The organism is Azospirillum canadense, from assembly GCF_025961225.1.
Classification (GTDB): domain Bacteria; phylum Pseudomonadota; class Alphaproteobacteria; order Azospirillales; family Azospirillaceae; genus Azospirillum; species Azospirillum canadense.
The window spans coordinates 1,319,113-1,338,267 of record NZ_JAOQNG010000010.1 but is presented as its reverse complement, the minus strand read 5'-3'; the positions used below and the strand labels follow the sequence as shown (position 1 = coordinate 1,338,267).

Genomic DNA, 19,155 nt, shown 5'->3' with positions numbered 1-19,155 from the left:
GGGCTGGCGACGCTAGAGCTTAAGCTCGCAGCAGGGCCTTTGGCGAACTTTTTGGGCGCCGGGGGCGTTGTGGTGTACGCCAATCCACCGAAGCGGCCGGCCGAACATCCCGATGCTCATCCGAACACGGCCCATACGAACGCGGATCGTCGCCTCCCTGCTCAGCGCCCTCCTGGCGCTGGCACCGGCCCTGCCGGGGCCGTCCATCTCCCTCGTGTCCGCGACCGTTGCGGGCGTGGTCACCACCGCATGGCCCGACGAGGCCGAGGCGCGCTCCGGCAGCAGCGGCGGGTACAGCCGCCCGTCGAGCGGCGGCTACAGCCGGCCCTCGCGCACGCCATCCTTCTCCACGGGACCATCCACCTCCCGCGTGCCCTCGGCGGGCAGCAGCGGCGGCTACGCGCGGCCCCCCTCCAGCGGCGGCTACGCACGGCCGCAGACCTCGCCGTCCTACGGCTCCCCGGGAACCGCGTCGCCGTCGCAGAGCGGCGGCGACCTGTCGGTGTCGCGGCGATCGAGCGGGGAGGCGCTGGACCGCTACCGCGCCCAGCAGGAACGCGAACGCACGCCGCCGGTCACCGCCCCGCCGCCCTCCACCGCGCAGCGGCCGCAATCGGGTTCCGGGTCCGGCTGGGGCTGGAACTGGGGCGGCAGCAGCAGCGGCGGCTGGGGCCAGCGGCGATCGGGCTATCCGCCCGCCGGCTATCCGCCGGGGGGATACGCGCCGGGCGGCTGGTACGGCGGCTGGAACGCGCCGGGCTGGGCCTACCGCAGCGCGCCGCGCTTCGGGATATGGGACGGGCTGTTCCTCTGGTTCCTGCTCGACAACCTGACGCGGCCCGGCTACGCCGACTGGTTCCACAACCACCAGAACGATCCCGGCTACCAGCAATGGCGGGCCGAGGCCGACCGCCGCGCCCAGGATGACGCCGACCTGAAGCGGCGCCTGGACGAGCTGGACGGCCGCCTGCGCGCGCAGCAGGACCAGCCGCGCGACCCCAACTACCTGCCGCCGGACGTGCCGAAGGAGGTCGCCCAGGGCGACGCGACCTCCCAGATGAACGCCAACGCGGACCGTGCCCCCTCGGATCAATCACCGGAACCGTCCGGGGGCGGTGGCTTCGGCATGGGGGCGCTGCTGGTGGTCGTGCTGCTCGGCGGGGCGGGCGTGGTGGCCGTGATGGTCCTGCGCCGCCGTTCCGCCGCCTCCGGACAGGGGACTTCCGCCATGAACCGTTCGCCGTTGGGCACCGCCGCCAACATCATCCGCAACAAGGTCACCGGCGCGAAGTACGAGCCGTCGCTGTTCCGCGTCGGGATGACCATCACGCTGGATCCCACGCCCTTCCTGCTCGCCGGGACGGCGACCAAGGTCACCGCGCCCAGCGGGGCCGGCGGCGACACGCTGGTCAGCGTGGAGGCGGTCGGCACGCTGAAGGGCGGGGGCGTGACGCTGCACCGCCTGTACCTCCAGGGCGGGCGCGGCTTCTTCCAGCTGCATCTGGGCGCCGATGGCACGCCGGATGAGTGCCGCTGGTTCTCCATGCTGGACGAAATCCACCCCGCCGACGCGGACGAGTGGGGCTTCTGGCTGGCCGACGCGGACGGCATGATCGGCTACCCGCAGTTCCAGACCAAGGACGGCAAGCTCTACGACCGGCAATGGGCGCCCAGCGAAGCCCGCATCCAGCCCGTGGCCTTCGAAGAGACGATCACCGACCACAAGGGAAGCCGCAGCCGGCGCCTGTCCGCCATGCTCTACGCCGCCCCGACCGGCGCCGCCGACCCGGCCCCAGCCACGGAATACGTGCTCGTCGCGGCGCTGGAGGACATGCAGCAGGCCTGGGTGGACGTCCGCGCCGGCATCGACATCAACCCCGCCACCCTTTCCCTCGCCTAAGCCAAATTCTGAGCCAGAAGACCGGACGGACCCCGCCATGGACACCAGCCTCGCGCAAATCCTGCAAAGCCTCGAATCCGGCCTGCCGCTCCTGGTGCTGCATTTCGGGGCGACGCTGCTCCTGTTCCTCATCGGCGTGGCGGTCTACGTCGCCGTGACTCCGATGCACGAGCGCGAGCTTCTCGCCGACGGCAACATGGCGGCCGGCGTCGTGCTGGGCGGCACGGTGGTGGCGCTGGCCATCCCGCTGGCGGCGACGCTGGCGACCAGCAGCGCCCTGATTGACATCGTCATCTGGGGGGCGGTGGCGCTGGTCTTCCAGCTGCTGACCTTCCTGGTGGCAATCTGGCTGTTCCGTGACCTGCGGACCATGATTGAATCCGGCAACGTCGCGGCCGGCACGGCGCTGGCCGGCTTGCAGATCGCCATCGCGCTTCTCAATGCCGGGGCCATGGCGGGCTGAAAGCCCGCGTGAGGTGATGCCGGGCTGAAACGCCGCAGGCGGCACTCTGGCGGGCTGACGGGCGCGCCACCACCTATGGCGGACCGAAGCTGTCACAGCACGGCACAGAACACAGGGGAATCGCAGCCATGATCTCGTTCATCCGCAACCTCGTCGGCGTCAAGACCGATCAGGCCGTCCAGTCCGCGGTGGAAGCCCTGGTCCGCTGGGACCCGAAGGCCGCCACCGAGGCGGAACTGCGCACCATGGAACAGAATCTCGACCAGCTCGGCCTCCAGGTCGCGCAGGCGCGCGCGGCCTACGAGAAGGAGCAGAAGGAAGCCGACGCCATCACCGCCCTGTCCCGCCAGCGCATGGCCGCCGCCGAGCATCTCCAAAAGCAGCTGGAGACGGAAGCCGACGCCGGCCGCAAGGCGCAGGTGGAGAGGAGCCTGGAGACGCTGGTCGGCATGCTGGAGCAGATGGCCCCGGACATTGACCGCGAGGAGCAGGACGCCCGCGACGCGCGCGAGTTCCTGGACATGCTGGAGAAGACCTATTCCGACGCCGGAAACAAGCTGAAGCAGGCGCGGGCCGAGTTGCAGCGGGCGGAGCGCGACATGGGCCGCGCGGCGCAGCAGCGCGACATGGCGCAGCAGCGCGCCGAAGCCGCCCGGCAGGCGGCGGGTCTCAGCGGCGCCACCTCCAGCCTCGGCACCGCGCTGAAGGCCATGCAGGACGCGGCGGCCCGCGACCTCGCGTCGGCGGAAGCGGCCAACAGCAAGGCGCGCCTCCTGAAGCCCAGCAAGCCGGAGGAGGAGGACCCCAACATCAAGGCGGCGCTGGCCGCGGCCACCGGCGGCCAGCCCGCGCCGACCAACCTGTCGGACCGGCTCGCCGCGCTGAAGAATAAGGGGTAGTGGGATTGGGGGGAGTGGTTGTGCTTGGGCCCCCCTCCCAACCTCCCCCCACTTCGCGGGGTGAGGAGTTGAGCGTCGGAGCGGCGGAGTTCCCTCCCCCGCTCTCGGCGGACCGAAGGTCCGCCTGCCGCGTCAGCGCAAGCTTCGCTTGCGCGGGAGCGAAGATGGGGGAGGGCTAGGGTGGGGGCCCAACGCAACCACTCACCTCCACCATCCCTAACAGAACCTCACCCCGGCGGAATGCCCAGCCGCAGCAGCATTTCCACCAGGCCGCTCTCGCCCACGGTCAGGGCGGCTTGGCTGGGGGACAGCCAGCGGCGTTCGCGTTCGGATTTCTCGGGCCAGTCGTCCAGTTCCTCCTCCACCTCCAGCAGGTAGACGGTGACGGAGCAGAGGACGGACTTGGACGCGGTCAGCCGCTTCACATAGCGGTAGCTGCCGAAGGGCTTGTGGTCGACGGTGCCGCGCACGCCCGCTTCCTCATAGGCTTCGCGCGCCGCCATGGCGTGCGGCTTCACGGCCTTTTCGGCCCAGCCCTTGGGGATGATCCATCGCCGCGTCTCCCGCGAGGTCACGAGCAGGACCTCCGGCCGGCGGCTGCGCAGGCGGAAGGGAAGGGCGGCGTATTGGATGCAGGACGTGCGGTCGCTCATGATGTGCAAGTGGGCAGGTTGAACCCCAAATCCAATTCGGCAAAAGGCAAGCTTGCCGTCCAAACCTAAGACAAAGGGCGGAGCCATTTGGCCCCGCCCGGATGCCTTCGGACATCACTGTAAACGGTTTCAGGCGGGAAAATCTTCCATCATTCGATCCACGATTTTGCCGACGCCGAACCGGATCGGATCGGTGGCCGGCAGGTTGTGGGCCTTTTCCGCCGCCTCCAGGCAGGCGCGGGCCTCATCCTCGCCGTAGGCCTTGGTGTTGATGGCGATGCCGACGGGGCGGATGGCCGGGTTGGTCAGCCGGCCGCATTGGATCGTCAGGTCGATCACCTCCTGGATGGTGGGCAGCGGGTGCTGCACCCCGCGCATGGTCGTGCGCGTCGGCTCGTGGCACACGACGAAGGCGTCCGGCTGGGCGCCGTGCAGCAGGCCGAGCGACACCCCGGCGAAGGACGGGTGGTAGAGCGAGCCCTGGCCTTCGATCAGGTCCCAGTGCCCAGGGGTCGCAGCCGGGGCGATCCATTCCACCGCGCCGGAGATGAAGTCGGCGACCACCGCGTCGATGGCGACGCCGCGGCCGGAGATGAACACGCCGGTCTGGCCCGTGGCGCGGAAGTCGGCGTCCAGGCCGCGGGCGCGCATCTCCTTCTCCAGCGCCAGCGCGGTGTATTTCTTCCCCACGGAGCAGTCGGTGCCAACGGTCAGCAGGCGCAGGCCCGGCCGCTTGGTGCCCTTGCCGGTGGCGAAGCGCTGGTCGGAATGGCGGACGTTGAACAACCGGCGGCCGTGCGCCGCGGCGGCGTCGCGGATCGCCGGGACGCTCTCCAGCCGGGCGTGCAGGCCGCTGGCGACCTCCAGCCCGGCCTCCAAAGCCTGGACGATGGCGCTCGTCCAATGCTCCGGCAGGACGCCGCCGGCGTTCACCACGCCGACGACCATCGTTTTCGCCCCGCGCGCCGCGGCCTCCGCGATAGTCAGGTCGGGGATGTCGAGGTCGGCCTTGCAGCCCTCCAGCCGCAGCTGGCCCAGGCACCACTCCGGCCGCCAGTCGACGATGCCCTGCGCCGTCTTGGCGGCGAGCTGGTCCTGCACGTCGCCGACGAACATCAGGTAGGGGTGGGGGATGTCCATGCGTCAGATCCTCTCGAACGGAGTTCTTTTCGTCAGGCGGCTTCCGGGCTGAGCTTGCGCGCGCCCATCTGGCGGACCAGCACCGGCACGATCATCGCCAGCCCGATCAGCGACGAGTAGATCTCCGGCGCGACCAGCAGGATGGCGGCGACGGCCAGAACCAGCCGCTCCCACGCCTGCGTGCGGGTGATCATCCAGCCGGACAGCGACGCGCCCAGACAGGTGATGCCGATGATGCAGCCGAGGAAGGCGATCAGGAAATCCGGCCAGGTGAAGCCCGGCACCACCAGCAGAAGCGAGGGCGAGAAGGCGAAGACGAAGGGCACCAGCGCCTTGCCCAGCCCCAGCCGGAAGGCCGTGTTGCCGGTCTTGAACGGGTCGGCGCCCGCCATGCCCGCGGCGGCGTAGGCGGCCAGCGCCACCGGCGGCGTGATGTCGGCCAGCACGCCGTAGTAAAAGACGAAGAAGTGCGCGACGATCGGCGCCACCCCCAGGATGCCCAGCGCCGGGGCGGCGATGGTCGCCATGATGATGTAGTTGGCGGTGGTCGGGATGCCGCAGCCCATCAGTATGCAGACCACGCCGGTCATGATCAGGGTGAACAGCAGCGTCAGGCTCTTGGCGTCGAACAGCCCCCCCGGCAGGATCGCGCCGACGTAGCCCGCCATCTCCGCCGCCGTGGAGGTGACGATGAAGGAGATCTTGAACCCGACGCCGGTCAGCGTCACGACGCCGACGACGATACCCACCGTCGCGGCGGCCGCACCCACGGCCAGCGCGTATTTGGCGCCGTCGCGCAGGCCGTCCAGCACCTCCCAGATGGTCATGCGCTTGCGCGGGTTCAGCAGGCCGACGGCGATGCACAGGGTGATGCCCCAGAAGGCCGCCATGTAGGGCGTGTAGCCGGCGATCAGGATGCCGATCAGCGCCACCAGCGGGATCACCGTCGGCCAGTCGCGGCGCAGCGCCGCCTTGACGTCCGGCATCTCGTCCGGGCGTAGGCCGCGCAGGCCGTTGCGCTTGGCCTCGAAATGCACCTGCACCAGCACGCCGAAGAAATGCATGAAGGCCGGCACGATGGCCGCGATGATGATCGTGGTGTAGGGCAGGTTCAGGAATTCGATCATCAGGAAGGCGGCAGCGCCCATGATCGGCGGCGTGATCTGCCCGCCGGTGGAGGCGGTGGACTCCACCGCCGCCGCGAAGTGCCGCTTGTAGCCCAGCCGGATCATCGCCGGGATGGTCAGCGACCCCACCGTCACCGTGTTGGCAACCGAGGAGCCGGAGATCATGCCGAACAGCGCCGACCCGAAGACCGACACCTTGGCCGGCCCGCCGGCGTAGCGCCCGGCCACCCAGGCGGCGCAGTCCAGGAACAGCTGCCCCAGCCCGATGCGCGTGGCGAAGACGCCGAACAGCACGAAGTGGAAGACGTAGGTCGCCACCACGCCCAGCGCGATGCCGTAGATGCCCTGCGTCGTCAGGTACAGGTGGTCGACCAGCTGCGGGAAGGTGGCGCCGGGGTGGGTCAGCAGGCCCGGCATCTGCGGTCCCCAGATCGCGTAGCCCATGAAGACCAGCGCGATGATCGGCAGCGGCCAGCCGACCGACCGGCGCGTCGCCTCCAGCAGCACGACGATCAGCACGCCGCCCAGGATGACGTCGGTCGTCGTCGGGTTGCCGACGCGGAAGGCCAGGTCGTCCAGCGGGATCAGCGGCACGTGCAGCACCGCCGCCACGGCGCCGGCCGCCAGCAGCCAGTCGAACCAGGCGATGCCGAGCGGGCGCAGCAGGCTGCCCTCGGCGGGCTGGTCGTAGCCGCGCCTGGTGAAGGGGAAGACCAGGAAGCAGAGGCCGAGCACGAAGGACAGGTGAATGCCCCGGTGCTCCATCTCCGGCAGCAGGCCGAAGCCGGCGGTGTAGTAGTGGAACAGCGACAGCAGGATCAGCAGCCCGCCGACCAGCCGCCCGGCCATGGGCGCCAGCGGGCGGAAGCGGATTTCGGAATCGAACTTCTCTTCCAGCTCCCGCGCCTTGGCCTCGTCGAGTTCCATCGTGGCGGGATCAAGCCGCGGCTCGCCCGCCGGCGCGCGATGGGTGTCGGTCATGGATGCTCCCGGTGAAATGGGGCGGGGGGCGGTGCTGCTTTACCCCCACCCCGACCCTCCCCCGCTGGGCGGGGGAGGGAGACAGGCTGTTCGCAAATATCCAGCGGCAGTCCCCTCCCTCGCCCAGCGGGGGAGGGTTAGGGTGGGGGTAAGGTCCCCCTTACTTCAGCAGCCCCTGTTCCTTGTAGAACTTCTCCGCACCGGGATGCAGCGGGATGCCCAGGCCGCTCGTCGCGTTCTGCAGCGTGATCAGCTTGCCCTTGGCGTGGCCGGCGTCGAGTGCTGCGCGGCTCTTCTCGTTGTAGAGCGTCTTGACGATGTTGTAGACGAGGTCGTCCGGCTGCTTGGCGCTGGTGACCCACTGGGCGTTGACGGAGATGGTCGGCGTCTCCGGCACGTCCTTGTAGGTGTTGGCGGGGACGGCGTCCTTGGCGAAGAACTGGTACTGGCCCAGCAGCTTCTCCACTTCCGGCCCGCTGATCGGCACCAGCGAGATGCCGGACGAGGTGGCCAGTTCGGAGATGGCGCCGGTCGGGTAGCCGCCGACGAAGAAATAGGCGTCCAGCGCGCCGTCGCGCAGGCGGTCGCCGGCCGGGCCGGGCTTCAGGTATTCCGCCTTCACGTCCTTTTCGGTCAGGCCGTAGGCGCCCAGAACGATGCGCGCGTCGACCAGCGTGCCGGAGCCCGGCTCGTCCATGGACACGCGCTTGCCCTTCAGGTCGGCGACCGACTTGATGCCGGCATCCTTGCGGGCGACGAGGTGGATGGTTTCCGGATAGAGCGTGGCGATGGCGCGCAGGTTCTCGATTTTGCCCTTGCCCTCGAACAGGCCGGTGCCGGTGTAGGCCCAATAGGCGACGTCGGACTGGGTGAAGCCCGACTCGGAGCTGCCGCCGTTGATGGCGTTGATGTTGGCGACGGACCCGTTGGAGGCGACCGCCGTCGCGACGAGGCCGGGAACGCCGCCGTTGTTGCCGGAGATGACGTTGGCGATCAGGCCGCCCACCGGGTAGTAGGTGCCCGCGGTGCCGCCCGTCCCGATGCGGAAGAAGGCCGGGGTCTGGGCAATGGCAATGGTGGCGGCACCGATGGCGACCGCACCCGCCACCGCCGCAATCGCCTTACGGCGGCTCATAAGGCGGGTCATGGACAGAATCGTCACGACAATCTCCCTTTTATTATGCGTCGTAAGGGAATCATGCCGTTGGGCGGCGGTGTTGTCGATACCAATGGTAGGACCGGTCAACCGAACGCCCCTCCCGAGCGTTTCGCGCGGGAGGGGCGATGGATGAATTGCCCTAAGCGGATTGCGATCCGCTTTGGATCGCGACGGCGATCCCGGCCGCCCGTGCGGCCGAAGCCCGACCGGCACATGAGGCCATTTGAATCTAAAGCGAATGAAATTCGCTTTAGTGCGTGTGTGGGCGGTTCAGCGCGCAGTCGGGGTTCAGGCGCACGCCGAAGCCGGGCGTCTCCGGCACCTTCAGCCGGCCGTTCACCGGCACCGGCTCGTCCAGCAGCAGCGGATTGAACATTGGCACGACCTCGTCGGCCTTTGGCGCCATCATCAGGAACTCGGCGAACGGGCTGTTATGCCGGGTCACGACGAAGTGGTAGCTGTAGACGCTCGACCCGTGCGGCACGACCAGCGCGCCGTGGGCGTCGGCGAGGGCGGAGATCTTCACCAGCTCCGTGATGCCGCCGCACCAGCCGACGTCCGGCTGGATGATGTCGCAGCAGCCCATCTCCAGCAGCATGCGGAAGCCCCAGCGCGTGGCCTCGTGCTCGCCGGTGGTGACCAGCATCCCCTTGGGCACGTTGCGGCGCAGCTGCGCGTAGCCCCAGTAGTCGTCGGGGGACAGCGCCTCCTCGATCCACTTCAGCCCGAACTCCTGCGCGCCCAGCGCCAGCTTGGTCGCGTAGTTGACGTCCAGGCTCATCCAGCAGTCGTACATCAGCCAGAAATCGTCGCCGACGCGTTCCCGCATGTCGGCCAGCAGGGCGAGGTTCTTCTTCAGACCCTCCTCCCCCTCTGCCGGGGCGTGGTGGAGCGGCAGCTTGCCGCCGATGAAGCCCATCTTCTTGGCCAGATCCGGCCGCGCGCCGGTGGCGTAGAATTGCAGCTCGTCCCGCACCGGCCCGCCGAGCAGCTGGAACACCGGCTCCTGCCGCACCTTGCCCAGCAGGTCCCACAGCGCCAGGTCGACGCCGGAAATGACGTTCAGAACGATGCCCTTGCGCCCGTAGAAGAGCGTGCCGTTGTACATCTGGTCCCACATCCTCTCGATGTCGGTGACCTTCTGCCCCTCCACGAAGCGGGCGAGGTGCTTCTCGACGATCCAGGCGCCGATCTCACCGCCGGTGGTGACCGCGAAGCCGACGGTGCCGTCGGACGCCTCCACCTCCACCACCAGCGTGCCCAGCACGTTCAGGCCGAAGCTCTGGCGGCTCTGCCGGTATTCCGGGTACTTGCTCATGGGGGTGGCGATGTGGTCGTCGATCCAGTGGCCGGTGCCCTGGTCGTGGTAGTCGGCTCCGCCGCCGCGCACGGTGAAGGCGCGGAGCTGCCGGATGGTCGGAACGGATGCTTTTTGGGTGCTCATGGGGGATGGCTCCCGGATTACGGCTGATGCTGAGGGGAGACGGCGCGCGGGGTGCGCAGCGCGTCGGGGGTTGAGGGGGCGATCCGCTCCGGCTCCGACAGGCCCATCGACTTGAGGCCCAGGAAGAGCAGGGCGCCCAGCAGGGTGGTGGCGGCCAGCAGGTAGAGGCCGGCGGCACCGGAGGCGAAGGCGCCCTCCGCCCAGGTCTTGACGTTCGGCGCCACGAAGCCGCCGAGCGCGCCCAGCGAGTTGACCATGGCGATGCCGCCGGCCGCGGCCGCACCCGCCAGATAGCCCGTGGGGAAGGTCCAGAACAGCGGCTGCACCGCGATGAAGCCGGCGGCGGCGACGCACAGCGCCAGCAGGGAGATGAAGGGCGACGGGGTGGCGACCGACACGGCGATGCCGATGCCGGACACGGCCAGCGTCAGGGCGGCGGGGATGCGCCGCTCCCCCGTGCGGTCGGAATAGCGCGGGATGAAATAGGCGGCGGCCAGCGCGCAGACCCAGGGGATCGCGGTGACGAGGCCCACCGTAAAGCCGACCTTCTGGCCGAGCAGGCCGGCGACCTGGGTCGGCAGGTAGAAGACGACGCCGTAGACGCTCATCTGGATCAGGAAATAAATGGCGCAGAGGTACAGCAGCTTCGGGTTCGACAGGGCGGCCAGCACGCTCTTCGGGCCGTGGGCGTGCTTGCTCGCCTCCTCCGCGCCGATGGCGCCGTTCAGGGCGGCCTTTTCCTCGGGCGTCAGCCACGTGGCGTCGTTCGGGCGGTTGTCCAGGTACCAGAAGGCCCAGACGCCGACGACGGAGGCCAGCAGGCCCTCCACCAGGAACATCCACTGCCAGCCGGCGAAGCCGCCGGCGCCGTGCAGGTCGAGCAGCAGGCCCGACAGCGGGCTGCCGAAGATGAAGGCGATGGGCGCGCCGAAGTAGAACAGCCCCATGGCCCGGCCGCGGGCGTGCGCGGGGATCCAGTAGGTCAGGTACAGGATCACGCCGGGGAAGAAGCCGGCCTCCGCCACGCCCAGCAGGAAGCGCAGCCAGTAGAAGGCGGTTTCCGTATGGGCGAAGGCCAGCGCGGCGGAGATCAGGCCCCAGGTGACCATGATGCGGCACATCCAGGCCCGCGCGCCGACGCGGTGCATGATCAGGTTGCTCGGGATCTCGAACAGCGCGTAGCCGATGAAGAAGATGCCGGCGCCGAGCGCGAAGGCTGCGTCGCTGAGGCCGGTGTCGACCTGGAACGCCTTCTTGGCGAAGCCGATGTTGGCCCGGTCCAGGAAGGCCAGCACATACATCAGCAGAAGGAAGGGAAGCAGCCGGGCCGTCACCTTGGCGACGGTGCGGTCGAGCAGGGCAGGCGCCGGCGCTGGCGCCGGCGGAGCGGTCGCGGACATGGGCATCGTGCGTTTCCTCAAGGGAGGGCGGGGCGCTTGTTGTTCTTGTGCGCCCGGCCGGGGTGCGGGCGCTTAGTACACGGCGCGGCCGCCGGAGATGTCGAAGACGGCGCCGGTCGTGAAGGAGCAGTCCTCCGTCGCCAGCCAGCCGATGATCGCGGCCACCTCCTCCACCTGGACGAAGCGGTTCATCGGGATCTTCGACAGCATGTAGTCGATGTGCTCCTGCTTCATCTGGGCGAAGATGTCGGTCTTCGCGGCGGCCGGGGTGATGCAGTTCACCAGCACGCCCTTGGTCGCAAGTTCCTTGCCCAGCGACTTGGTCAGGGCGATCAGCCCGGCCTTCGACGCGCTGTAGTGGGAGGCGTTGGGGTTGCCCTCCTTGCCGGCGATGGAGGCGACGTTGACGATGCGCCCATAGCCGCGCTGGATCATGTGCGGCACGACCGCCCGGCAGGTCAGGTAGGGGCCGACGAGGTTCACGTCGACGACGCGGCGCCAGACCGCGGGGTCCAGTTCCCAGGTCGGGCCGTTGCCGCCGGTGATGCCGGCGTTGTTGACCAGGATGTCGATGCGGTCGAAGCGCGCCAGCGTCGCGGCGACGGCGTCGGCGACGGAGCGCTCGTCGGTCAGCTCCACCACCGCGCCGGCCACGTCGCCGAGCGCCGACAGGCGCTCCCGCGCCTCCTCCAGCTTGCCGGCGTCCACGTCCCACAGGCACACCGCGGCACCCGAGCGCAGCATGCGCTCCGCCGCCGCGTAGCCGATGCCGCGCGCACCCCCGGTGATGACGGCCACCCGGCCGTTGAGATCGAGACGGTTCATGGTTCTCACTCCCTGCAATTCCTTTTTTCCCCTCTCCCCGCTTTCGGCGGACCGAAAGTCCGCCTGTCGCGTCAGCGCAAACGTCGTTTGCGCGTGAGCGGAGGGGAGAGGGGACTGTTGCTACACCTCGACGGTGCGCTGCTGCTGCTCGCCAAGTCCCTGGATGCCCAGCCGCATGGTTTGGCCGGCGCGCAGGTAGACCGGCGGCTTCTGGCCGAGCCCGACGCCGGGCGGAGTGCCGGTGGAGATGATGTCGCCCGGCTGTAGGCTCATGAAGCGGCTGATGTAGCTGACCAGATGGGCGACGCCGAAGATCATGGTCCGGGTGCTGCCGTCCTGGAACCGCTTGCCGTCCACGTCCAGCCACATGTCGAGGTTCTGCGGGTCCTCGACCTCGTCGGCGGTGACCAGCCAGGGGCCGGTCGGGGCGAAGGTATCGTGGCCCTTGCCCTTGTCCCAGGTGCCGCCGCGCTCCAGCTGGAAGGCGCGTTCGGACACATCGTTGACGATGCAGTAGCCGGCGACATGCTCCAGCGCGCGCTCCTCGGGCACGTACTTGGCCGCCTTGCCGATCACCACGGCCAGTTCGACCTCCCAGTCGGTCTTCTCTGCACCGCGCGGGATCTCCACGTCGTCGAAGGGGCCGCAGATGGAGCTGGAGGGCTTCAGGAACAGCACCGGCTCGGTCGGAACGGCCATGCCGGACTCCGCGGCGTGGTCGGAATAGTTCAGGCCGACGCAGACCATCTTGCCCACCGCGCCGACGCAGGCGCCGATGCGCGGGGTGCCGGAGATTTCCGGCAGCGACGCCGGGTCGAGCCGACGCAGCCGGTCCAGCGTCTCCGGTTGCAGCGTGGCGCCGGTGATGTCCGGCACCTGCCGGGACAGGTCGCGCAGGCGCCCCTGGCTGTCGAGTAGGGCCGGCGTCTCCCGGCCGGGCTGGCCGACGCGCAGCAGCTTCATGGTGGTTTTCCCTATTGTTCGTTGACTGATTGTTGGCAGCGTAAGACAAAGCTGTGATGCCGATCCAATCGAATGTCGTCGCAGATCGATCGAGTTTTTCTATCGATAGCCAAACGGTGAGGACCCATGCGCCCGGCCCCCCTGCTGCCCACGCTGATGAACCGCCTGCGCCTGAAGCAGCTGGCGCTGGTCGCCGCCCTGGGGGAGCAGCGGAACCTCCACCGGGCGGCGGCAGCGATCAACGTGACGCAGCCGACGGCGACCAAGATGCTGCACGATGTGGAACTGGTGTTCGGCTTCCCGCTGTTCGAACGGTTGCCCCGCGGCATGCAGCCGACCGAGCTGGGGCGGGAGGTGGTGCGCTTCGCCGTGCGGCTGCTCGCCGACTTCGACCGCTTCGCCGAGGATCTGGACGACAAACGGCGCGGCGGCTACGGGCAGCTGGTGGTGGGCGCCATCATGGGGGCGGCGCCGGACCTCGTGGCGCGGGCGGTGGCCGACCTGAAGGCGAAGCGGCCCCTGCTGGTCGTCCGGCTGCTGGGGGAGACCAGCGACGAGATCCTGGACCTGCTGGCGGAGCGCAAGATCGACCTCGCGGTCGGGCGCTTCGCCGGGCCGCTCCAGCACAACGAGTTCGACTTCGAGCCGCTGGCCAACGAGACGCTCTACGTCGTCGCCCGTGCCGGCCACCCGCTGGCGGGCATGCCGACGCTGGAACTGCGCGACCTCGCGGAGCTGCCCTGGGTGGTGCAGCCGCTGACCAGCCCGGCCCGCCAGTTGCTGGAGCAGGAATTCGCCCAGGCCCGCATGGCGACCCCGGCGAACCTGGTGGAGGCCAGCTCCATCTTTGCCACGCTCCAGCTGTTGCAGACCAGCGACGCGGTGGCGGTGCTTCCGGAATCGGTGGTGCGCGACCATCTGCGGGCCGGGCTGCTGGGGCGCCTGGCCCTGGTCATTGGCAAGAACCTGACCGGCTTCGGCATACTGACGCGCAAGGGGGAGTTGCCCAGCGCGGTTGCCGTGGAGTTCCTGCGCGCGCTGCGGCACTACGCCCAGGCGATCGTTCCCGGCCCGGCGTCGTAACGGTTTGCGCCTGTTATCTCCCGGCCGGTCGCCGCCGCGCCGGCCCTGATCGAATGGGCGGATGTCGGCCATCAAACCGGGAACCATCTGTTTGGTTTCCCGCACCATCGGCCGTATCGCAAACAGGAGGACACGCCATGCCGCAGCAACGACGCGCCACCGATTCCCGCGCCGAGAAGCGCAAGGGCAAGCGGAAGGCCAAGCTGCGCCGCAAGCGCGCCGCGCGCACCGGCTGAGCCCGGCTGCGGCCCATCCCGGACACAAGAAAACGCCCGCCGTCGGTTGAGGACGGCGGGCGGCGAGGTTCTAAACAGGGAGGCACACGCCTTTAAGGGCAAGGACAGAGTAGCAAGGTCCGCTCCCCCGCGCGAAAGTGGGAAAGGCTAGGGCGTCGGCGCGTTCGGGGTGCACCAAAGGCGGGCGCCGCTTCTCCCCTGGGATGGGATCATTCGCTCGATGTCGCCCCGCGGTCCGGCGGGGCCGTGGGCTCCAGCAGGCCGGCCCGCTCCATAAGCCAAGCCAGCGTGTCCGTGCGCACCCCGCCGACGCTGGCGACCCCAAGGGCCTGCGCCTGCTTCACGACGCGACGAAGTTGACGAAGCTGTTCTTCCGTCGGCGGCTCAACCATGACCGCATTCCCTCTCGTGCCTGTCGTCCATTGTACATCCTTTTTCCGGACATTCGCCACGGGCCGGGGCTGCGTCGAATGGTCCCTCCGCATGCGGACTCCGGCGCGCGGACATACGCAGCGGGTTGGACGACGGATCTCCGGGAACTCCGGCACCTCCTCCTTTTTGGAGCGACCGTGATCCTCCGGAGGAAGAAAATGCCATTCGCGAAAAATTTCTCTTGAGCGCCGCCAGCGGGCCGGCTATACGAGCGCTCCCGCGTCACCCCAAGGGACGCGGGTCGAGGTTGAAGAAACGCGCTTGTGGCGGAACTGGTAGACGCGCTAGGTTCAGGTCCTAGTGGCTGAAAGGCCGTGGGGGTTCGACTCCCTCCAAGCGCACCAACACTCCGGTGTTGGGCACCTCGGTGTCGAGTGAGAGATACAGTGGGGCCATAGCTCAGCTGGGAGAGCGCTACAATGGCATTGTAGAGGTCAGGAGTTCGATCCTCCTTGGCTCCACCATCTCTCTCCAAGATGTTTTGACCCTCTTATGGGGTCGGCGATGCGGTCGTGGCGGAATTGGTAGACGCGCAGCGTTGAGGTCGCTGTGGCAGAAATGCTGTGGAAGTTCGAGTCTTCTCGACCGCACCATCTCCGATGAAGAAATCAGGGGCCTTTCGGCCCCTTTTTCTTTGCCCGCGTTTCGGGCGTTGCGACATCCCCCTTTACGGCCTCCCATTACAGCCCCAACGCTTCCTCGGCCGGCGTGTAGGCCAGGTTCTGCGCTTCCGCCACCGCCTTGCAGGTGACAGCGCCGGCGTGGACGTTCAGCCCGTTGCGCAGGTGCGGGTCGCGGGCCAGCGCCGCGCGGTGGCCACGGTCGGCGAGGTCGAGCACGAAGGGCAGGGTGGCGTTGTTCAGCGCGAAGGTGGAGGTGCGGGCCACGCCGCCGGGCATGTTGGCGACGCAGTAGTGCACCACTCCGTCGACCAGGTAGGTCGGCTCCGCGTGGGTGGTCGGGTGGGAGGTCTCGAAGCAGCCGCCCTGGTCGATGGCGACGTCCACCACCACGGCGCCGCGCTTCATCCGCGACACCATATCGGCGGTGACCAGCTTCGGTGCCGCCGCGCCCGGCAGCAGCACCGCCCCGATGACGAGGTCGGCGTCCAGCACATGCTCCTCGATGGTGTCCACGGTGGAATAGAGCGTCTGGAGCTTCGCGCCGAACTGCAGGTCCAGCTCCTTCAGTCGGGACAGCGACTTGTCGATGACGACGACCTTGGCCTCCAGCCCCATGGCCATGCGGGCCGCGTTGGTGCCCACCACGCCGCCGCCCAGCACCACCACCTTCGCCGCTGGCACGCCCGGCACGCCGCCCAGCAGCACGCCGCGCCCGCCCTGGGCCTTTTCCAGGCAATGGGCACCGGCCTGGACCGACATGCGGCCCGCAACCTCGCTCATCGGCGCCAGAAGGGGAAGGCCGCCGCGCGCGTCGGTCACCGTCTCGTAGGCGATGGCGGTGGCGCCGGACTCCGCCAGCAGCGCGGTCTGCTTGGGGTCGGGGGCCAGATGCAGGTAGGTGAACAGGATCTGACCGGGCCGCAGCAGGCGGCATTCCTGGGGCTGCGGCTCCTTCACCTTCACGATCATATCGGCGCGGGCGAAGATGGTCGCAGCGTCGGCCGCGATCTCGGCGCCCGCCGCGGCGTACTGCTCGTCCTCGAGCCCGATGACGGTGCCGGCGCCCGCCTGCACCAGCACGGAATGGCCATGGTGCGTCAATTCGCGCACCGAGGCCGGGGTCAGCCCGACACGGTATTCGTGGTTCTTGATCTCCGTCGGCACTCCGATGAGCATCGCAACCTCCGCGGTCATGGCCGGGGCGCGCACGCCCGCGCATCGCACCGGCCGCTTGTTGTTGCCCCTTTATTTAGGATGCGCGGACCCGACCCGCAGCCCCCCGCGAAACGCCGCCGCATCTTCACCGCGACGCCCCGGCGTTAAATAAAAAACGCTGCAATTTTCGTCACAGTCTTTTGTCTCTCAAAAACTCCATCCCCTGCAATAAAGTGTATGGGGGTAGTTTTTAGAGTTGTGGATCGGTCGTTGCTTGGCGTGATATAGGGCTGTTCATTGTGTCGCGGTGCACAAAAACGAACGCATAAAGACAAAGCCGCAAACATAAACATGGAGGAAGCGTCCGGTTCGGACGAAATGAAATCAGGAGCGAGGGATATGGCATCAGACAAGGACGCGCAGACGGTAACCCGTGATACCGCCGCCCGGGCCCGGTCCGCGGCCGAAGAAGCAGCCCGCATGGGTGAGTCCACGACCCGGCGCGCCGCCGACGCGGCCCGCTCGATCGCGGATGAAGGAACCGAGGCCGGCCGCCGCATGGCCGACACCGGCGCCAACGCCGCGCGGGACATGATGGGCAAGGCCACCCAGATGGCCGGCCAGAACGCCGAGCAATTCAACAGGCTGATGGGCTTTTCCGCCGAGGCCCAGGGCGAAGTCGCCCAGCAGGCGCGCGAGAACATGGACGTCATGGCCCAGTGCGGCGGCGTTCTGATGGAAGGCATGCAGTCGATCATGCGCGAATGGATGAGCTTCGCGCAGGAGGCGATGGCCCGCAACGTCGAGGGCGTCAACACGATGATGCGCAGCCGGTCGGTCCAGGACCTCTATGCCGCGCAGAGCGACATGATCAAGGACGAGATGGCGCTGCTGCTGAACCGCAGCGTCAAGGTTTCCGAGCTTTCGGCGCGGACCGCCAACGACGCGGTGCGCCGGCTGAACGCCCGGGCGGAGGGTGCCGCGCGGCATGTCCGCCACGGCGCCTAACGCCCCCAACGATCCATCCTGGCCTTGCGCCCCCGGTCCTCAGCGGACCGGGGGCGTCTTTTTTGCCAATGTTCTTACTTGGCCCTTTATTTTGCGACAATGCGCCCCTCGACCTTGGGCGCCACGGTCTTCTTCGCCTCGACATAGTCCATGACGATGGTCGCCATCAGCACGGCGCCGGAGGGATCCACCACCACCTTGCCGCGGGTCAGCGCGCCGTATCCGTCGCCGCCCTTCAGCATGTAGTCGTTGGTCGCCACGCGATAGACGGCGGCGGGGTCGAGCGGCTTGCCGCCCACCTTGGCCTCGGTCACGCGGGTGCCGGAGGGCAGTTTCGGGTCGTAGGTGAAGGTGACGCCCGACACCTGCGGGAAGCGGCCGGCCTTGTCCTCCACCTTGGACACGCCGTGTTCCAGCGCGGCCATCAGGTCGATCCCCTTCAGCTCGGTCAGCACGCCGACGTTGCCGAAGGGAAGCTCCGCGAAGATGTCCTTGCGGGTGATTTTCGACCCGGCGGGGTGCAGAGCGTCGGCGCGGATGCCGCCGCCGTTGGTGATGGCGACGTCGGCCTTCAGCCCCTCGCGCAGGGCGTCGGCGATCAGGTTGCCCATGCTGGCCTCCCGCGTGCGGACGACGTCCTTGCGGCTGTCCAGCTCCGTCTCCGTCGTGCCGATGACGGCGGCCAGCGTGGTGTCGAGGTTGTCCGTGTATTTCCGGACCAGCGTCGCCACCTCCGCGTCCGGCGTCACGCCGGCGGTGGTGGTGAAGCGCCATTCGGTCGGCAGGACGGTCGTCGTCGGCCCCTTTTCGCCCGCTTTCGTGCTGACCGCCAACTCGACGACGCCCAGATACTGCCCGTCGTGGCCGGCCTTCAGGATCAGGGTGGAGCCCTCGTAGACGCTGATCGCGTCGTGGTCGTGGCCGCCCAGCACGAGGTCGATGCCCTTGACCGTGGTGGCCAGATCCCGGTCCTCCGCGATGGTCAGGTGGGTGAGCGCCACGACGACGTTGGCGCCGCCGTCCCGCAGGGCCTTCACCGCCGCCGCAGCGGTTTCCTTTACATTGTCGAAGCGGATCTCCGGGCCGGCGCTGGACAGGTGCGCGGTCTCCGGCGTGATGACGCCGAGGAAACCAACCTTGATGTCGCCGACCGTTTTGGTCCAGGTGGCGACGGCGCCGCCGTAGGGCTTGCCGTCCGCCTTGGACAGCACGTTGGTGCCGATCCAGGGAAACTTCGATTCGGAGATTCGGGTCTTCAGCACGTCGTCGCCGAAGTCGAATTCGTGGTTGCCGAAAGTCACCGCGTCCACGCCAATGGCGTTGAACAGCGCGATCATCTGGTCACCGCGCGTCGTTCCCGACAGCAGGGAGGGGGACAGGAAATCGCCGCCGACCGTGGTCACCGCGTTGGCGTCGCGCTGGCGCGCCTGCTTCAGCAGCGTCATCAGAGGCGCGAAGCCGCCCTGACCCTTGATGGGCGAAATTTCGTAGATGTCGTTGATGTGCAGGAACGTCAGCGTGCCATTCTGCGCCATGCCCGTCGCTGGAAGCAGCAGGGCGCCGGCGAGTGCGGCGGCGCCGGCCAGCGTACGAAGCCCGATCAGCATAAGTCTCGTCTCCTGGAGATTCGGGGTTGTGCCCCTCGCGTCGCCACACTGTATCCC

At 68.5% G+C, this 19,155-nt stretch carries 16 protein-coding genes and 3 tRNA genes; 8 read left to right on the top strand and 11 right to left on the bottom strand.

Going from position 1 to position 19,155, the window contains the following annotated elements; genetic code table 11:
* Window positions 1–112: 112 nt before the first annotated feature.
* The 3 genes from M2351_RS41980 to M2351_RS41970 all read left to right on the top strand — a co-directional run bounded on the left by M2351_RS41980 (window position 113) and on the right by M2351_RS41970 (window position 3,262).
* On the top strand, window positions 113–1,900 hold the full coding sequence (locus M2351_RS41980; protein ID WP_264661884.1) for a DUF2491 family protein: 1,788 nt from the start codon (window positions 113–115) through the stop codon (window positions 1,898–1,900).
* 37 nt (window positions 1,901–1,937) lie between these two features.
* Window positions 1,938–2,363, top strand: coding sequence for a DUF350 domain-containing protein (locus M2351_RS41975; protein WP_264661883.1), 426 nt, complete (start codon window positions 1,938–1,940; stop codon window positions 2,361–2,363).
* A 128-nt stretch (window positions 2,364–2,491) separates the two neighbouring features.
* The gene (locus M2351_RS41970) at window positions 2,492–3,262 is read left to right on the top strand and encodes a hypothetical protein (RefSeq protein WP_264661882.1); all 771 of its coding nucleotides are present in this window, start codon (window positions 2,492–2,494) and stop codon (window positions 3,260–3,262) included.
* Window positions 3,263–3,489: 227 nt separating this feature from the next.
* Here the strand turns inward: M2351_RS41970 and M2351_RS41965 are convergent, their stop codons facing one another.
* The 8 genes from M2351_RS41965 to M2351_RS41930 form a co-directional block, all read right to left on the bottom strand.
* The gene (locus M2351_RS41965; protein ID WP_264661881.1) at window positions 3,490–3,915 is read right to left on the bottom strand and encodes an NUDIX hydrolase; all 426 of its coding nucleotides are present in this window, start codon (window positions 3,913–3,915) and stop codon (window positions 3,490–3,492) included.
* Window positions 3,916–4,044: 129 nt separating this feature from the next.
* On the bottom strand, window positions 4,045–5,055 hold the full coding sequence (dgcN, locus tag M2351_RS41960) for an N-acetyltransferase DgcN (RefSeq protein WP_264661880.1): 1,011 nt from the start codon (window positions 5,053–5,055) through the stop codon (window positions 4,045–4,047).
* Window positions 5,056–5,087: 32 nt separating this feature from the next.
* Window positions 5,088–7,163, bottom strand: coding sequence for a TRAP transporter permease (locus tag M2351_RS41955; RefSeq protein WP_264661879.1), 2,076 nt, complete (start codon window positions 7,161–7,163; stop codon window positions 5,088–5,090).
* Window positions 7,164–7,323: 160 nt separating this feature from the next.
* Window positions 7,324–8,325: a TAXI family TRAP transporter solute-binding subunit gene (locus M2351_RS41950; RefSeq protein ID WP_264661878.1), complete on the bottom strand. Its 1,002-nt coding sequence runs from the start codon at window positions 8,323–8,325 to the stop codon at window positions 7,324–7,326.
* A gap of 247 nt (window positions 8,326–8,572) precedes the next feature.
* Window positions 8,573–9,766, bottom strand: a complete 1,194-nt coding sequence (gene rhmD / locus M2351_RS41945; RefSeq protein ID WP_264661877.1) for an L-rhamnonate dehydratase — start codon at window positions 9,764–9,766, stop codon at window positions 8,573–8,575.
* A gap of 17 nt (window positions 9,767–9,783) precedes the next feature.
* Complete coding sequence (locus M2351_RS41940; protein WP_264661876.1) at window positions 9,784–11,172, bottom strand: MFS transporter; 1,389 nt, start codon at window positions 11,170–11,172, stop codon at window positions 9,784–9,786.
* Window positions 11,173–11,238: 66 nt separating this feature from the next.
* Window positions 11,239–11,991 carry an SDR family NAD(P)-dependent oxidoreductase gene (locus M2351_RS41935; protein WP_264661875.1) on the bottom strand — a complete coding sequence of 251 codons (753 nt, stop codon included), beginning with the start codon at window positions 11,989–11,991 and terminating at the stop codon, window positions 11,239–11,241.
* Between the two features lie 120 nt (window positions 11,992–12,111).
* Window positions 12,112–12,954 (bottom strand): fumarylacetoacetate hydrolase family protein, encoded by an 843-nt coding sequence (locus M2351_RS41930; RefSeq protein WP_264661874.1) that lies wholly within the window; start codon window positions 12,952–12,954, stop codon window positions 12,112–12,114.
* 126 nt (window positions 12,955–13,080) lie between these two features.
* Between M2351_RS41930 and M2351_RS41925 the strand changes: the two genes are divergently transcribed.
* Window positions 13,081–14,037, top strand: coding sequence for a LysR family transcriptional regulator (locus M2351_RS41925; RefSeq protein ID WP_264661873.1), 957 nt, complete (start codon window positions 13,081–13,083; stop codon window positions 14,035–14,037).
* Between the two features lie 445 nt (window positions 14,038–14,482).
* Here M2351_RS41925 and M2351_RS41920 read toward each other — a convergent pair whose 3' ends face one another.
* Window positions 14,483–14,665 carry a hypothetical protein gene (locus M2351_RS41920; protein WP_264661872.1) on the bottom strand — a complete coding sequence of 61 codons (183 nt, stop codon included), beginning with the start codon at window positions 14,663–14,665 and terminating at the stop codon, window positions 14,483–14,485.
* A 297-nt stretch (window positions 14,666–14,962) separates the two neighbouring features.
* Between M2351_RS41920 and M2351_RS41915 the strand changes: the two genes are divergently transcribed.
* The 3 genes from M2351_RS41915 to M2351_RS41905 all read left to right on the top strand — a co-directional run bounded on the left by M2351_RS41915 (window position 14,963) and on the right by M2351_RS41905 (window position 15,298).
* Window positions 14,963–15,049, top strand: a tRNA-Leu gene (locus M2351_RS41915).
* Between the two features lie 44 nt (window positions 15,050–15,093).
* Window positions 15,094–15,169: transfer RNA gene (locus M2351_RS41910), tRNA-Ala, on the top strand.
* A 42-nt stretch (window positions 15,170–15,211) separates the two neighbouring features.
* A tRNA-Leu gene (locus tag M2351_RS41905) sits at window positions 15,212–15,298 on the top strand.
* A gap of 87 nt (window positions 15,299–15,385) precedes the next feature.
* Here M2351_RS41905 and ald read toward each other — a convergent pair.
* The gene (gene ald / locus M2351_RS41900; RefSeq protein ID WP_264661871.1) at window positions 15,386–16,504 is read right to left on the bottom strand and encodes an alanine dehydrogenase; all 1,119 of its coding nucleotides are present in this window, start codon (window positions 16,502–16,504) and stop codon (window positions 15,386–15,388) included.
* Between the two features lie 459 nt (window positions 16,505–16,963).
* On the opposite strand from ald, the gene M2351_RS41895 reads away from it, so the two are divergent.
* Window positions 16,964–17,491 carry a phasin family protein gene (locus M2351_RS41895; RefSeq protein WP_264661870.1) on the top strand — a complete coding sequence of 176 codons (528 nt, stop codon included), beginning with the start codon at window positions 16,964–16,966 and terminating at the stop codon, window positions 17,489–17,491.
* An 86-nt stretch (window positions 17,492–17,577) separates the two neighbouring features.
* On the opposite strand, the gene M2351_RS41890 is transcribed toward M2351_RS41895, so the two are convergent.
* The gene (locus M2351_RS41890; protein ID WP_264661869.1) at window positions 17,578–19,098 is read right to left on the bottom strand and encodes a bifunctional metallophosphatase/5'-nucleotidase; all 1,521 of its coding nucleotides are present in this window, start codon (window positions 19,096–19,098) and stop codon (window positions 17,578–17,580) included.
* Window positions 19,099–19,155: the final 57 nt, after the last annotated feature.

What these genes read in the sequence shown, in the direction of transcription:
- M2351_RS41980 (WP_264661884.1), top strand. Translation starts at nt 113, where the DNA reads ATGCTCATCCGAACACGGCCCATACGAACGCGGATCGTCGCCTCCCTG.
- M2351_RS41975 (WP_264661883.1), top strand. Translation starts at nt 1,938, where the DNA reads ATGGACACCAGCCTCGCGCAAATCCTGCAAAGCCTCGAATCCGGCCTG.
- M2351_RS41970 (WP_264661882.1), top strand. Translation starts at nt 2,492, where the DNA reads ATGATCTCGTTCATCCGCAACCTCGTCGGCGTCAAGACCGATCAGGCC.
- M2351_RS41965 (WP_264661881.1), bottom strand. Translation starts at nt 3,915, where the DNA reads ATGAGCGACCGCACGTCCTGCATCCAATACGCCGCCCTTCCCTTCCGC.
- dgcN (WP_264661880.1), bottom strand. Translation starts at nt 5,055, where the DNA reads ATGGACATCCCCCACCCCTACCTGATGTTCGTCGGCGACGTGCAGGAC.
- M2351_RS41955 (WP_264661879.1), bottom strand. Translation starts at nt 7,163, where the DNA reads ATGACCGACACCCATCGCGCGCCGGCGGGCGAGCCGCGGCTTGATCCC.
- rhmD (WP_264661877.1), bottom strand. Translation starts at nt 9,766, where the DNA reads ATGAGCACCCAAAAAGCATCCGTTCCGACCATCCGGCAGCTCCGCGCC.
- M2351_RS41940 (WP_264661876.1), bottom strand. Translation starts at nt 11,172, where the DNA reads ATGCCCATGTCCGCGACCGCTCCGCCGGCGCCAGCGCCGGCGCCTGCC.
- M2351_RS41935 (WP_264661875.1), bottom strand. Translation starts at nt 11,991, where the DNA reads ATGAACCGTCTCGATCTCAACGGCCGGGTGGCCGTCATCACCGGGGGT.
- M2351_RS41930 (WP_264661874.1), bottom strand. Translation starts at nt 12,954, where the DNA reads ATGAAGCTGCTGCGCGTCGGCCAGCCCGGCCGGGAGACGCCGGCCCTA.
- M2351_RS41925 (WP_264661873.1), top strand. Translation starts at nt 13,081, where the DNA reads ATGCGCCCGGCCCCCCTGCTGCCCACGCTGATGAACCGCCTGCGCCTG.
- M2351_RS41920 (WP_264661872.1), bottom strand. Translation starts at nt 14,665, where the DNA reads ATGGTTGAGCCGCCGACGGAAGAACAGCTTCGTCAACTTCGTCGCGTC.
- ald (WP_264661871.1), bottom strand. Translation starts at nt 16,504, where the DNA reads ATGCTCATCGGAGTGCCGACGGAGATCAAGAACCACGAATACCGTGTC.
- M2351_RS41895 (WP_264661870.1), top strand. Translation starts at nt 16,964, where the DNA reads ATGGGTGAGTCCACGACCCGGCGCGCCGCCGACGCGGCCCGCTCGATC.
- M2351_RS41890 (WP_264661869.1), bottom strand. Translation starts at nt 19,098, where the DNA reads ATGCTGATCGGGCTTCGTACGCTGGCCGGCGCCGCCGCACTCGCCGGC.